General features: G+C 40.3%; 16 protein-coding genes. 11 read left to right on the top strand and 5 right to left on the bottom strand.

The features are described from left to right. Positions 1-2: 2 nt before the first annotated feature. The gene (locus tag SK629_RS05105) at positions 3-260 is read left to right on the top strand and encodes a DUF896 family protein (RefSeq protein WP_000371299.1); all 258 of its coding nucleotides are present in this window, start codon (positions 3-5) and stop codon (positions 258-260) included. 114 nt (positions 261-374) lie between these two features. On the opposite strand, the gene SK629_RS05100 is transcribed toward SK629_RS05105, so the two are convergent. From SK629_RS05100 to SK629_RS05090, 3 genes are read right to left on the bottom strand one after another with little or no spacing between them, the layout of a single operon-like run. Further along, complete coding sequence (locus SK629_RS05100; RefSeq protein WP_042900869.1) at positions 375-1619, bottom strand: NAD(P)H-dependent oxidoreductase; 1245 nt, start codon at positions 1617-1619, stop codon at positions 375-377. Positions 1620-1637: 18 nt separating this feature from the next. Beyond that, complete coding sequence (locus SK629_RS05095; protein WP_042900868.1) at positions 1638-2243, bottom strand: NADPH-dependent FMN reductase; 606 nt, start codon at positions 2241-2243, stop codon at positions 1638-1640. 59 nt (positions 2244-2302) lie between these two features. After that, complete coding sequence (locus SK629_RS05090) at positions 2303-3226, bottom strand: FAD:protein FMN transferase (protein ID WP_042900867.1); 924 nt, start codon at positions 3224-3226, stop codon at positions 2303-2305. Between the two features lie 307 nt (positions 3227-3533). Here SK629_RS05090 and nox point away from each other — a divergent pair, with 307 nt between their 5' ends. The 3 genes from nox to pdxT all read left to right on the top strand — a co-directional run bounded on the left by nox (position 3534) and on the right by pdxT (position 6527). Then, positions 3534-4913 carry a H2O-forming NADH oxidase gene (nox, locus tag SK629_RS05085; RefSeq protein WP_042900866.1) on the top strand — a complete coding sequence of 460 codons (1380 nt, stop codon included), beginning with the start codon at positions 3534-3536 and terminating at the stop codon, positions 4911-4913. Between the two features lie 153 nt (positions 4914-5066). Continuing rightward, positions 5067-5942, top strand: coding sequence for a pyridoxal 5'-phosphate synthase lyase subunit PdxS (gene pdxS, locus SK629_RS05080; RefSeq protein ID WP_000138517.1), 876 nt, complete (start codon positions 5067-5069; stop codon positions 5940-5942). After that, complete coding sequence (gene pdxT / locus SK629_RS05075; protein ID WP_042900865.1) at positions 5943-6527, top strand: pyridoxal 5'-phosphate synthase glutaminase subunit PdxT; 585 nt, start codon at positions 5943-5945, stop codon at positions 6525-6527. A 236-nt stretch (positions 6528-6763) separates the two neighbouring features. On the opposite strand, the gene trhA is transcribed toward pdxT, so the two are convergent. Further along, positions 6764-7411 (bottom strand): PAQR family membrane homeostasis protein TrhA, encoded by a 648-nt coding sequence (trhA, locus tag SK629_RS05070; protein ID WP_042900864.1) that lies wholly within the window; start codon positions 7409-7411, stop codon positions 6764-6766. Continuing rightward, a complete protein-coding gene (locus SK629_RS05065; protein WP_042900863.1) occupies positions 7411-7854 on the bottom strand; it encodes a DUF1836 domain-containing protein in 444 nt (147 codons plus the stop codon). The genes trhA and SK629_RS05065 overlap by 1 nt, the downstream gene beginning before the upstream one ends. A 134-nt stretch (positions 7855-7988) precedes the next feature. Here SK629_RS05065 and SK629_RS05060 point away from each other — a divergent pair, with 134 nt between their 5' ends. The 7 genes from SK629_RS05060 (at position 7989) to trxB (ending at position 12344) form a co-directional block, all read left to right on the top strand. Further along, entirely contained in the window at positions 7989-8483 is a 495-nt protein-coding gene (locus SK629_RS05060; protein WP_042900862.1) for a GNAT family N-acetyltransferase, read from the top strand. Continuing rightward, positions 8483-8995, top strand: coding sequence for a methylated-DNA--[protein]-cysteine S-methyltransferase (locus SK629_RS05055; protein WP_042900861.1), 513 nt, complete (start codon positions 8483-8485; stop codon positions 8993-8995). Before SK629_RS05060 ends, SK629_RS05055 begins: the two co-directional genes overlap by 1 nt. A 12-nt stretch (positions 8996-9007) precedes the next feature. Then, entirely contained in the window at positions 9008-9364 is a 357-nt protein-coding gene (locus SK629_RS05050; protein ID WP_042900860.1) for an arsenate reductase family protein, read from the top strand. Positions 9365-9521: 157 nt separating this feature from the next. Then, positions 9522-10322: an amino acid ABC transporter permease gene (locus tag SK629_RS05045; protein ID WP_001103449.1), complete on the top strand. Its 801-nt coding sequence runs from the start codon at positions 9522-9524 to the stop codon at positions 10320-10322. Next, positions 10322-11065, top strand: coding sequence for an amino acid ABC transporter ATP-binding protein (locus SK629_RS05040; protein ID WP_042900859.1), 744 nt, complete (start codon positions 10322-10324; stop codon positions 11063-11065). Before SK629_RS05045 ends, SK629_RS05040 begins: the two co-directional genes overlap by 1 nt. A gap of 77 nt (positions 11066-11142) precedes the next feature. Then, complete coding sequence (locus SK629_RS05035; RefSeq protein WP_000926599.1) at positions 11143-11367, top strand: DUF4059 family protein; 225 nt, start codon at positions 11143-11145, stop codon at positions 11365-11367. A gap of 65 nt (positions 11368-11432) precedes the next feature. After that, positions 11433-12344: a thioredoxin-disulfide reductase gene (trxB, locus tag SK629_RS05030; RefSeq protein WP_042900858.1), complete on the top strand. Its 912-nt coding sequence runs from the start codon at positions 11433-11435 to the stop codon at positions 12342-12344. Positions 12345-12390 lie beyond the last annotated feature (46 nt).

Here is a 12390-nt window from a genome sequence, read left to right as displayed (position 1 = left end):
ACATGGATCCTAAAAAAATTGATCGTATTAACGAGCTTGCCAAAAAGAAAAAAACAGAAGGCTTGACACCAGAAGAAAAAGTTGAACAAGCCAAACTACGTGAGGAGTACATCGAAGGTTATCGTCGCACTGTTCGTCACCACATCGAAGGGATCAAAATTGTGGACGAAGAAGGAAACGATGTTACACCAGAGAAACTACGTCAAGTCCAACGTGAAAAAGGTTTACATGGCCGTAGTCTCGATGATCCAAATTCATAATAAATATTCTTTCTTTTAACAAAGATAGATAAAATAATACCAAAAGACTAGCAGTTTGTGTTTGCTAGTCTTTTTTTGCTAAAAAAGGAACCAATTTGGTTCCTAAAACTATTATTAGTTACTTGCTCCAGATGTAGCGTCTGCACCACCACCGTGGCCTCCAGCATCACCTGCATCAGAAGCTCCAGATGTAGCATCTGCATCACCGTGACCATGTCCGCCAGTAGGAGCTGCAGCATTTCCACCAACTAGACGTTGACCAGTTGTATTGAGGTACCAATCAAGCCATGGTTGGAAGTTGAAGACTATTTCATTGATACCAGCGTATGATCCATCAGGATAGTACATAGCTTGATAGTTGTGAGTATTGATAACCCCTGCAGGAGAGCCAGGAACGATTGTACGAACATATTCTTGATCACCATTACGCAGTACACCGACAACCCATTCAACATTTTTCATACGTCCACCGGGAAGTGAGTTATGGACAGTTGAGAGACGGTTACCAGATTGAGATGGTACACGTTTAGCAAACATGGTGTTTGGATCTTGGTGAACATTATTGTAGTATAAGAATTGGTTGTTATCATCTGCATAGGTCAACTCAAATGGCATTGCTTTCAAGAACATATCGATTTGGTTAACAGTTAAGATACCATGATCTAGTTTGACATAGGTATCACCTGAAACCGCACCAGTAATTTCAGCAACTTTTTCAACCCATTCTGGATCATCGGGATCAACTTCTGTGATTGTGGTAGCAATTGGTCTGCCACAATCCAAATCTTCTGGTTCAATTGGTTTTGGTTTTTTCAATTTTGAAACAACTCCTACATATTTTACAAAATTATCCAAGCAAGTTTCGAGGAATTTAACTGTTCCGTCATTTGTAATATTCCCATCAACATCAAAGGCTTCCTTAGCTTTACCAAGAAGGAATTCGTTTCCAGGAAGTGTGTAGGCATTGACACCTGGAGCGTCAAGAATCTTACGAAGGTGAACTTGGGCACGAGAAGTACCTTGGTCGTAGTAAGATGCTCCCACAATCATGACTGGTTTGTTTTCAAATGGATGAACTTCGTATGAAAGCCATTCAAGAACAGATTTTAGGGAAGCTGAGATTGTGTGGTTGTGCTCAGGAGTAGCGATGATAACACCATCAGCACGAGTAATTTTGTTATATAAATAACGTAATTGGAAACTTTCGTCCCATTTTTCGTCTTGGTTAAACATTGGAACTTCGTCAATTTCAAGAACTTCTAATTCAAATTTAAGTTTGAAGTGACGACGGATGAATTCCAAGAGTTTACGGTTATATGATTGATCGTAGTTTGATCCTACAAGTCCAACAAATTTCATTCTTTTTGGTCTCCTATCTTACAAATTTTCCCAGTCAAAGTCTTCAGCATCTTTGCGAAGTAGTTCTTGTGCGTTACGTAATTTTTCAGTAATTTTTACAAAGATACGGAAGTCGTCAAAAGTAGCATCCAGTTTTTTGATAACATCAAGATCCACTAGGTCTCCACTTGGGGTGAAGGCTTGAAGAGAATGTGAAAGCAAGAATTCATCTGGAAGGACACTTGCTTTAATTTCTGGTGCGTTTAAGATTTGACGAAGTTGTAATTGGGCGCGTGATGAACCAAGTGTGCCGTAAGAAGCACCTGTAATCATGATTGGTTTGTTCAAAAGTGGATAGATACCATAAGACAACCAAGCAAGAGCGCTCATCAAAACAGCTGGGATAGAGTGATCATACTCAGGAGTACCGATAATAACACCATCTGCCTCTTCAATTTTAGTAGCGATTTCTAGAATTTCAGCAGGTACTTGCTTGTCAGCTGGTTTATTGAAGACAGGAATGTCTTTAATTTCAACAAGTTCAATTTCAGCTTTTTCAGCAAAGTGTTTTTGCATGTATTGAAGCAATTGACGGTTTGTAGAACGTTTTGAATTTGTTCCAACAATAGCAATAAGTTTTAACATGAGATTTCCTTTCTCTTTTTACATAATACGATTTTAAAACTCCATTGAAACATCTGTTTCTATAGAGTAGGAATTCCTGAAGAACAGCTTAGGTGACCTTCCTTATCGATGAGGATGGCTTCTATGCCCTCCAAACTTTCGACTTGCCAAAGGATAGAAGCGGGTCTTTCTCCAAATAGACGAGTTGTCCATATTTCACCATCGACTGATTTATCAGAGATGATTGTCAGACTAGCTAGTTCCGTTTCAATAGGATATCCTGTTTGACTGTCAAAAATATGATGGTAATCTTTTCCATCAACTGTCAGGTGACGTTCATAAATGCCCGAAGTCACGACAGATTGATTGACAACAGGGATAGTCATTAAATGATTACCCCTCGGATTGGCTGGGTCTTGAATCCCTATTTGCCAAGCTTGATTCCCTCTTGCCTGATTTTTTCCAATGGTCAGGATATTCCCTCCCAGATTGATCAAGGCAGATGTCACTCCCTCTTCTCTAAGAAATTGGGCAACCTTATCCGCACTATACCCCTTGGCTAAACAACCAAGATCGATCTTCATTCCTTTCTGTTTCAAGAACACAGTGGAAGTAGTAGATTCTAACTCGATATAATGAGGATTGATTAAAGGGAGCACCTCTTTAATTTCTTGAGGTTGTGCAACTTTGGCATCTGAAAAACCGATACGCCAGGTTTGAATCAAGGGACCAATGCTGATGTTGAGATGACTAGAGGGCGCTAGGCTATGCTCTAAACCAAGTGAAATCAGCTCAAACAGATCCGGATGAACCTTGACGGGGGCTATTCCAGCTTGATGATTGATTTCCATCAACTCAGATTCTTGGCTATTGGCATTGAAGCGGTATTCTAGCTCTCTGAGTAAATCAAAGGATTTTTGAAGCAAGATATCGGCTTGCTCATCTACTAATGAAATAGTGATAGTAGTCCCCATTAGCCGTTCGGAATGTGAACTAAGAGGCAAGCTATCAACTCCTTTCTCTTATGAAAAGAAGGTAAAACATAGTGAATTAATATTAAATTTAATCCCTTACATTTTCTTTCCATGATACTAGCATACCATAAAGTCAGCGTTTTCACAAATAAAATTTGTAAAGATGTCAAGAAATATGCTCACGGAATGAAGAAAAATTGGAAGAATCCGTGTTAAGATACAGATTGTTTACAATTTTTTACAAAAAAATCGGGAAAATTAGTTAAACTCTTGTAAACGCTAACAGTAAATGTTATACTAGAAGGGTAAATTTAAAATTGAAGGTAGGAATTTTTCTATGAGTAAAATCGTTGTAGTTGGTGCTAACCACGCTGGTACAGCATGTATTAATACCATGTTGGATAATTTTGGTAATGAGAATGAGATCGTTGTATTTGACCAAAACTCTAACATCTCTTTCCTAGGATGTGGAATGGCCCTTTGGATTGGTGAACAAATTGACGGTGCTGAAGGCTTGTTCTATTCTGATAAAGAAAAATTGGAAGCAAAAGGTGCTAAAGTTTACATGAACTCACCTGTTCTTTCAATTGACTATGATAACAAAGTAGTTACTGCAGAAGTTGAAGGAAAAGAGCACAAAGAATCATACGAGAAATTGATTTTCGCTACAGGTTCTACACCAATCTTGCCACCAATCGAAGGTGTTGAAATTGTTAAAGGAAACCGCGAATTTAAAGCAACTCTTGAAAACGTACAATTTGTGAAATTGTACCAAAATGCTGAAGAAGTGATCAATAAACTTGCTGATAAGAGCCAACACCTTGACCGTATTGCCGTTGTTGGTGGTGGTTACATCGGTGTTGAACTTGCTGAAGCCTTTGAACGTCTTGGAAAAGAAGTTGTCCTTGTTGATATCGTTGATACTGTCTTGAACGGTTACTATGACAAAGACTTCACACAAATGATGGCGAAGAACTTGGAAGACCACAACATCCGTTTGGCTCTTGGTCAAACTGTTAAAGCAATCGAAGGTGACGGTAAAGTTGAACGCTTGATTACTGATAAAGAAACTTTCGATGTGGATATGGTTATCCTTGCAGTTGGTTTCCGTCCAAACACAGCCCTTGCCGATGGTAAGATTGAACTCTTCCGCAACGGTGCCTTCCTTGTAGATAAGAAACAAGAAACTTCACTTCCTGGTGTATTTGCAGTTGGTGACTGTGCGACTGTTTATGACAATGCTCGTAAAGACACTAGCTACATTGCTCTTGCTTCAAACGCTGTACGTACTGGTATCGTTGGTGCCTACAATGCTTGTGGCCATGAATTGGAAGGAATCGGTGTTCAAGGTTCAAACGGTATCTCTATCTACGGTCTTCACATGGTTTCAACTGGTTTGACACTTGAAAAAGCGAAAGCAGCAGGTTACAATGCAACTGAAACTGGCTTTAACGATCTTCAAAAACCAGAATTCATGAAACATGATAACCATGAAGTAGCGATTAAGATTGTCTTTGACAAAGATAGCCGTGAAATTCTTGGTGCCCAAATGGTTTCACATGATATTTCAATCAGCATGGGAATCCATATGTTCTCACTTGCTATCCAAGAGCATGTAACAATTGATAAATTGGCATTGACAGACCTCTTCTTCTTGCCACACTTCAACAAACCATACAACTACATCACAATGGCTGCCCTTACAGCTGAAAAATAAAAATAAATGAGCTATCTGGCCTTAAGTTAAGGTCAGATAGTTTTTTAAGTCAATGTGTACCCATACAATTATGATTTTTTTATCTTGTGGTTCATCCTTTTCTGACTTAAAATGAAATGGTAGCTACCAATACAAATGATGAGGATACAACAAATGACTGAAAATAGATATGAATTAAATAAAAACTTGGCACAGATGCTTAAGGGCGGAGTTATCATGGACGTTCAAAATCCTGAACAGGCTCGTATTGCAGAAGCTGCTGGTGCGGCAGCTGTCATGGCCTTGGAGCGGATTCCAGCAGATATTCGTGCAGCTGGTGGGGTTTCTCGTATGAGTGATCCAAAGATGATTAAGGAAATCCAAGAAGCGGTTAGCATTCCAGTGATGGCTAAGGTCAGAATTGGGCATTTTGTTGAAGCTCAGATTTTAGAGGCTATTGAGATTGACTATATTGATGAGAGTGAAGTTTTATCTCCAGCTGATGACCGTTTCCATGTGGACAAAAAAGAATTTCAAGTTCCTTTTGTTTGTGGTGCCAAGGACTTGGGTGAAGCCTTACGTCGTATCGCTGAAGGTGCTTCCATGATTCGTACAAAAGGAGAACCAGGGACAGGGGATATTGTCCAAGCTGTTCGCCATATGCGTATGATGAATCAGGAAATTCGCCGCATTCAAAACCTACGTGAGGACGAACTTTATGTTGCTGCCAAGGACTTGCAAGTCCCTGTAGAATTGGTTCAATATGTCCATGAGCATGGAAAATTGCCAGTTGTAAACTTTGCGGCTGGAGGTGTTGCAACGCCAGCAGATGCTGCGTTGATGATGCAATTAGGGGCAGAAGGTGTATTTGTCGGTTCAGGTATTTTCAAATCAGGAGATCCTGTTAAACGAGCGAGTGCTATTGTTAAGGCTGTGACTAACTTCCGTAATCCTCAAATCCTAGCTCAAATCTCTGAAGATTTAGGAGAAGCTATGGTTGGTATCAATGAAAATGAAATCCAAATTCTCATGGCAGAGCGAGGAAAATAGATGAAAGTCGGAATATTGGCCTTGCAAGGTGCCTTTGCAGAACATGAAAAAGTACTAGATAAATTAGGTGTTGAGAGTGTTGAAATCAGAAATTTAGAGGATTTTCATCAACATCAGAGTGACTTGTCTGGTTTGATTTTGCCTGGTGGTGAGTCTACAACCATGGGCAAGCTCTTACGAGACCAGGACATGCTGATCCCCATTCGAGAAGCCATTCTCTCTGGTTTACCAGCCTTTGGAACCTGTGCGGGCTTAATTTTGCTGGCTAAGGAAATCACTTCTCAAGAAGAGAGTCATCTAGGAACTATGGATATAGTAGTTGAGCGCAATGCCTATGGGCGCCAATTAGGAAGTTTCTACACGGAAGCAGAATGTAAGGGAGTTGGTCAGATTCCAATGACCTTTATCCGTGGTCCAATTATCAGTAGTGTTGGAGAGGGTGTAGAAATTCTAGCAACAGTTGATAATCAAATCGTTGCAGCCCAAGAAAAAAATATGCTGGTAACTTCTTTTCATCCAGAATTGACTGATGATGTTCGCTTGCACCAGTACTTTATCAATATGTGTAAAGAAAAAAGACAGTAAAAAAGCTCAAAAAATCACTTCCTGTGCTATACTGTAATTGAAATTTTTTTAATTTGGGTGTTAGAACTGTTTTCTCAGTTCTAGCGCCTTTTCTTTTTGATAAGTCTAGTTAGTGGAGAGTAGTTTGTAAATGATTCTGAGAATCTTATGAGCACAAGCAATGACGGCTTTCATCTTGCTTCCTCTTTAGGAAATTCGATTGTAAAACTCTAAGCAGGCAGAGCCTGCTTAGAGTTTTACATGTAATAAACAATAGCGATGTATTGGAGTGCGGACGCGGCTAGGATAAAGAGATGCCAAATCATGTGGAAATAAGGTTTTTTCTTGGCGTAAAATCCAGCTCCAACTGTATAACAGAGTCCGCCAGTTACCATGAGGCTCCAGAAAATTGGCGTTGTTTGACTGATAATGGCAGGAATGATAGACAGAACCAACCAGCCCATAATCAGGTAAAGAGCAAGGCTGAATTTCTCATTAACCTTTTTAGCAAAGATTTTATAGAGGATGCCAAAGATGGTCGTTCCCCACTGAATGGCAATAATGAGATAGCCAAACCAGTTATTCATCAAGGTCAAGACGACTGGCGTATAAGAACCTGCGATAGCCACATAAATCATAGAATGGTCGATGATTCTCAAGACATATTTGTGGGTCGAACCATAGGCCATAGAGTGGTAAATGGTTGACGAGAGGAACATGAGAAATAGACTGATAACGAAAATGGAAACACCGATAGAGGATAAAAATCCGTGTGTTTCATAACTATAGGTGGATGAAATAGGCAGTAAGATGAGCATGATGACTGCACCCACAGCATGGGTCACGCTATTAGCAATCTCCTCTCCAAAGCTAAGTTGTTTGCTGAGTTTAAGACTAGTATTCATTAGATTTCCTCCTCTTCAGTATGATGGATTAAGGCTAAAGTTTGATGATAGAGTTTAACGGTTTGGCAGCTACTTTGGATAATAGGATTTTCTGGATCAATCCCATTGTTCATGTAGTTCACAAAAGCGTCGTATAGCTGGTCTGAGCTGGCTTGACTTTGGAGAGTATTGAGGGTATGAGCTATTTCTTGAATAGAAAAGACAGACTTGAGGCTTGTGATAGCAATCAAACGGGCAATCTGTTGGCGTTGGTATTTTTTCTTGTCAGGCTTTATCAGATAACCATGTTTGACATAGTTATTGACCATGGATGCTGTTAGGCCCTTGTCTTTATCAAGAGAGATAGGGGCGCAGACCTGATTGACATAGAGTAAAACCTGGTCCAGATAGAGGTCAATGTTTGGAATTTCTGCCCATTTAGGGTAGGAAAAGGTAGTTTTCATTTTCAACTCCTTTTTATCTAGTTTTAATAACTAGATTATAAAATAACAAAAACAGAAAATCAAGTTTTAACTGCTTGTGAAAAGGCTTAAATTATGCTATGATGAGAGAAATTAGTCAGAAAAGAGGACAAAAGATGGAGATTCGTTTAGCTTTTCCAAATGAAGTAGATGCCATTATGCAGGTAATTGAGGAAGCCAAGAAATGTTTAGCAGATGCTGGTAGTGACCAGTGGCAAAATGGCTATCCAAATACAGACATTATTATCGATGATATTATCTCGGGTCAAGCCTATGTAGCCTTGGAAGAGGGAGAACTACTAGCCTATGCTGCTGTGACCAAGAGTCCAGAGGAGGCCTATGAAGCTATTTATGAGGGAAACTGGCAAGCTGTTGAGTCAGAGTACCTAGTCTTTCACCGTATTGCTGTGGCAGCAGATGTGCAGGGACAGGGGGTTGCTCAAACCTTCTTAGAGGGCTTGATTGAAGGTTTTGATTATCTAGATTTTCGCTCGGATACACATGCAGAAAATAAGGCCATGCAACATATTTTTGAAAAACTCGGTTTTAAACAGGTCGGTAAGGTGCCAGTAGATGGGGAACGCTTGGCCTATCAAAAATTAAAGAAATAATGCAAAAGAAGTATGCAAAAATGTTCTACTCTTCGCCAATTGGTATTCTATCTCTCGTAGCTGATGAGCATTATTTATATGGAATTTGGGTGCAGGAGCAGAAGCATTTTGAGAGAGGAATAGGAGATAAAACGATAGAAGAAGTTGTTAGTCATCCTATTTTAGACCCAGTTTTTGCTTGCTTAGATGATTACTTTAAAGGCAAGTCGCAGGATTTATCCAACTTACCTTTGGCTCCAATCGGTACGGATTTTGAAAAGCGAGTTTGGTCCTATTTACAGGGAATTCCTTATGGTCAGACAGTGACCTATGGACAAATAGCCCAAGACCTGCAAGTGGCTTCTGCTCAAGCAATTGGTGGAGCAGTGGGACGCAATCCTTGGTCTATCCTAGTACCTTGTCACCGTGTGCTGGGAGTAGGCAAGCGTCTGACAGGTTATGCTGCAGGAGTGGAAAAGAAGGCCTGGCTCTTGGAGCATGAATGCGCAGATTTTAAAGATACAAACAAATAGAAGGAGAAACACATGTTAGAATTTATCGAATACCCAAAATGTTCAACTTGTAAAAAAGCAAAACAAGAATTAAACCAACTCGGTGTGGACTACAAAACCGTCCATATCGTGGAAGAAACACCCAGCCAAGAAGTTATTTTAAACTGGATAGAAACCTCAGGTTTTGAGTTGAAGCAATTTTTCAACACCAGTGGGATCAAATACCGTGAATTGGGGCTGAAAGATAAGATAGGAAGTCTGTCAAATCAAGAAGCAGCCGAGTTGCTAGCAAGCGACGGTATGTTGTTAAAACGTCCAATTTTAGTAGAAAATGGAACTGTTAAGCAAATCGGTTATCGAAAACCTTATGAAGAATTGGGATTGAAATAGTTTTTACTTATCTCTTTGATAGATAAAATATATAACCTCTCTGTTTCAAAGTATGATAAACTAGTAGGTAGACAAAGTCTGTATCTGACCGTAGCAAATAATTTCATTGACGGCAGAAGTATGGTAGAATGAATCATTATCAGGAGAGGATGTTTTTATGAATGTTACAACGATTTTAGCATCAGATTGGTACCAAAACTTGATGCAATTGATTCCGGATGGAAAGCTTTTTAGCCTACGTTCGGTCTTTGATGGAATCCCTAGAATTGTCCAACAACTTCCAACAACGATTATGTTGACAATTGGTGGTGCCCTTTTTGGCTTGGTTTTAGCACTTCTTTTTGCTATTGTGAAAATCAATCGTGTCAAGATTTTATACCCCTTGCAGGCCTTCTTCGTTAGTTTCTTAAAAGGGACACCGATTTTGGTGCAACTCATGTTGACCTACTACGGAATCCCTTTGGCTTTGAAAGCTCTCAATCAGCAATGGGGAACTGGTCTCAATATCAATGCAATTCCAGCTGCTGCTTTTGCGATTGTAGCCTTTGCCTTTAATGAGGCAGCTTATGCCAGTGAAACCATTCGTGCAGCCATTCTCTCAGTCAATCCTGGTGAGATTGAGGCGGCACGCAGTCTGGGGATGACCCGAGCACAAGTTTATCGACGAGTGATTATTCCAAATGCGGCCGTTGTGGCGACTCCAACTTTAATCAATTCCCTCATTGGCTTGACCAAGGGAACTTCCCTAGCATTTAGTGCGGGTGTTGTTGAAGTCTTTGCCCAAGCTCAGATTTTAGGTGGAGCTGATTACCGCTATTTTGAACGCTTTATCTCCGTTGCCCTTGTTTATTGGGTAGTCAATATCGGAATTGAAAGCCTCGGTCGTTTCATCGAGAGAAAAATGGCTATTTCTGCACCTGATACCGTGCAAACAGATGTGAAAGGAGACCTTCGTTAATGATTAAGATTTCGAATTTAAGCAAATCCTTTTCAGGACAGACTGTCTTGGATCATCTGGACTTGGATATCAAAAAAGGGGAAGTCGTAGCCTTGATTGGTTCTTCAGGAGCTGGAAAATCAACCTTCCTTCGCAGTCTCAATTATCTTGAAACACCTGACAGTGGCTCTATTCAGATTGATGATTTCTCAGTTGATTTTTCTAAAATCACGCAAGAAGAAATCCTGGCCCTGCGTCGCAAGCTGTCAATGGTTTTCCAACAATTTAATTTGTTTGAACGCCGCACAGCACTTGATAATGTGAAAGAAGGCTTGGTTGTGGTTAAGAAATTATCTGACCAAGAAGCAACTAAGATTGCCAAGGAAGAGTTGGCTAAGGTTGGGCTTTCTGATCGTGAGAATCATTATCCTCGTCATTTATCAGGTGGACAGAAGCAACGGGTTGCCTTGGCGCGTGCCCTTGCTATGAAACCGGATGTCTTGCTCTTAGACGAACCAACTTCAGCCCTTGACCCAGAATTGGTTGGTGAAGTAGAAAAATCTATTGCAGATGCTGCTAAGTCAGGTCAAACCATGATTTTGGTCAGTCATGACATGTCCTTTGTAGCCCAAGTGGCTGATAAAATTCTCTTCTTAGATAAGGGGAAAATCATCGAGTCTGGCACACCAGATGAGATTATCCACCATCCTAAAGAAGAGCGGACAAAAGAATTCTTCGCTAGTTACAAACGGACTTATATTTGATATAATAGATAAAGAAAAACTCAGTTAGCTGGACTAGCTGAGTTTACTCTTTAAAAAAGATAGAAATGAGAGAAATCATGCTACTGCAACTATTTTCTTTATATTTCGAGAGTTTGATCTTGACCACCATCCTCGTCCTGATTTTTTTAGGGATTTGGATTGGACTGAGAGCAATGTCGGGAGTGGATAAGACAGCCAAGGCTCGCCAAGCCCATCTCTATGATATGATTATGATAGGGGTCTTGGTTGTTCCAGTATTATCCTTTGCGGTTATGAGTTTAATTCTTGTTTTTAAGGCATAATCCTTGCATGATTAACAAGAAAGAGTTAGAATAAAGATAGTTACAACAAGAAAGAAGGAATTTATATGTACGATACTATTATTATTGGTGCTGGACCTGCAGGGATGACTGCAGCCTTATACGCTGCTCGAAGCAATCTGAAAGTAGCCTTGATTGAAGGTGGTTTACCAGGTGGTCAGATGAACAATACATCGGATATCGAAAATTACCCAGGATACGCTAATATCAGTGGACCAGAATTGGCAGAAAAGATGTTTGAACCGCTTGAAAATCTTGGTGTTGAGCACATTTATGGTTATGTTGAAAATGTCGAAGACCATGGTGATTTTAAGAAAGTGATGACCGATGACCAAACATATGAAACACGTACAGTTATCGTAGCGACTGGTTCGAAACACCGTCCTTTGGGAGTGCCTGGAGAAGAAGAACTGAACAGTCGTGGTGTATCTTACTGTGCCGTTTGTGATGGTGCTTTCTTCCGTGACCAAGATTTGCTGGTAGTTGGTGGGGGAGATTCAGCTGTTGAAGAAGCCCTCTTCTTGACTCGTTTTGCCAAAACTGTTACCATTGTTCATCGTCGTGACCAACTTCGTGCACAAAAAGTGTTACAAGACCGCGCTTTCGCTAATGAGAAAGTCAGCTTTATCTGGGATTCTGTAGTGAAGGAAATCAAGGGTGAAAACCGAGTAGAATCTGTCGTATTTGAAAATGTGAAAACAGGTCAAGTGACAGAGCAAGCCTTCGGTGGTGTCTTTATCTATGTTGGCTTGGACCCTCTTAGCAATTTTGTTAAAGAATTGAATATCCAAGATCAGGCTGGCTGGATTGTGACAGACAACCACATGAAGACTGCAGTTGATGGTATCTTTGCAGTTGGAGATGTTCGCTTGAAAGACCTTCGCCAAGTAACAACAGCAGTTGGAGATGGTGCTATCGCAGGTCAGGAAGCTTATAAGTTTATCACCGAACATAGTTAATACACTTCGAAAATCTCTTCAAACCACATCAGCTTCGCTTTGCCGT

The organism is Streptococcus mitis, assembly GCF_000722695.1.
Lineage (GTDB): Bacteria > Bacillota > Bacilli > Lactobacillales > Streptococcaceae > Streptococcus > Streptococcus mitis_O.
This window is presented reverse-complemented; position numbering and strand designations above follow the sequence as displayed.